Here is an 874-nt window from a genome sequence, read left to right as displayed (position 1 = left end):
TGTCCAAATACAATTACGGGCTCGCCGGCAATTCCAGCCACATCCACAATTCGCTGTGGAGCGCCGATGGCAAGACGCCGCTGTTCTTCGACAAGGCGGCCGACTGGACGCTGTCGACGCTTGGCCAGCAATGGGCCGCCGGCCAGCTCAAATACGCCAAGGAATTCACCTGGTTCCTGGCGCCCTACATCAACTCCTACAAGCGCTTCCAGGCCGGCACCTTCGCGCCGACCAAGATCATGTGGAGCGAGGATAACCGCACCGCCGGCTTCCGCCTGTGCGGCGAGGGCACCAAGGGCATCCGCATGGAATGCCGCATCGGCGGCGCCGATCTGAACCCGTATCTTGCGTTTGCTGCGCTGATCGCCGCCGGCCTTGCCGGCATCGACGAGAAGCTGGAATTGCAGAAGCCGTTCGTCGGCGATGCCTATCAGGCATCGCGCCTGCCGGAGATCCCAAAGACGCTGCGCGATGCCACCGAGACGCTTGCGAAGTCGAAGATGCTCAAGCAGGCGCTCGGCGAGGATGTGCTCGAACACTATGTCCACACCGCAAAGTGGGAGCAGCTCGAATACGACCGCCGCATTACGGATTGGGAACTGCACAGAGGATTCGAACGGTATTAGTTGTCGACCGTTCGCGCCGCCTCTCACCCTTACCCTCTCCCGTGAAGAACGGGGAGAGGGGTGCCGGCAGGCGGATGAGGGGCAGCGCCAGCCCATACGATTTATGATGTAGAATACGAGGACTTACAAAATGACCGAGACGGTCAAACTCATATCCCCCATCGACGGCTCGATCTATGCCGAGCGGCCGATCGCGACCGACCAGGCGATCAATGCCGCGGTCGAGCGTGCCAAGGCGGCGCAAGAGA

At 61.3% G+C, this 874-nt stretch carries 1 pseudogene; it reads left to right on the top strand.

Annotation, left to right across the window (positions count from 1 at the left end):
• Positions 1-626 (top strand): annotated as a pseudogene (locus EOC06_RS10175) (glutamine synthetase family protein); the annotation flags it as partial.
• Between the last annotated feature and the right edge of the window lie 248 nt (positions 627-874).

Source organism: Mesorhizobium sp. M7A.F.Ca.MR.362.00.0.0 (assembly GCF_004023175.1).
Lineage (GTDB): Bacteria > Pseudomonadota > Alphaproteobacteria > Rhizobiales > Rhizobiaceae > Mesorhizobium.
The sequence above is the reverse complement of the archived record's forward strand: the minus strand, read 5'-3'. Positions and strand labels throughout refer to the sequence as shown.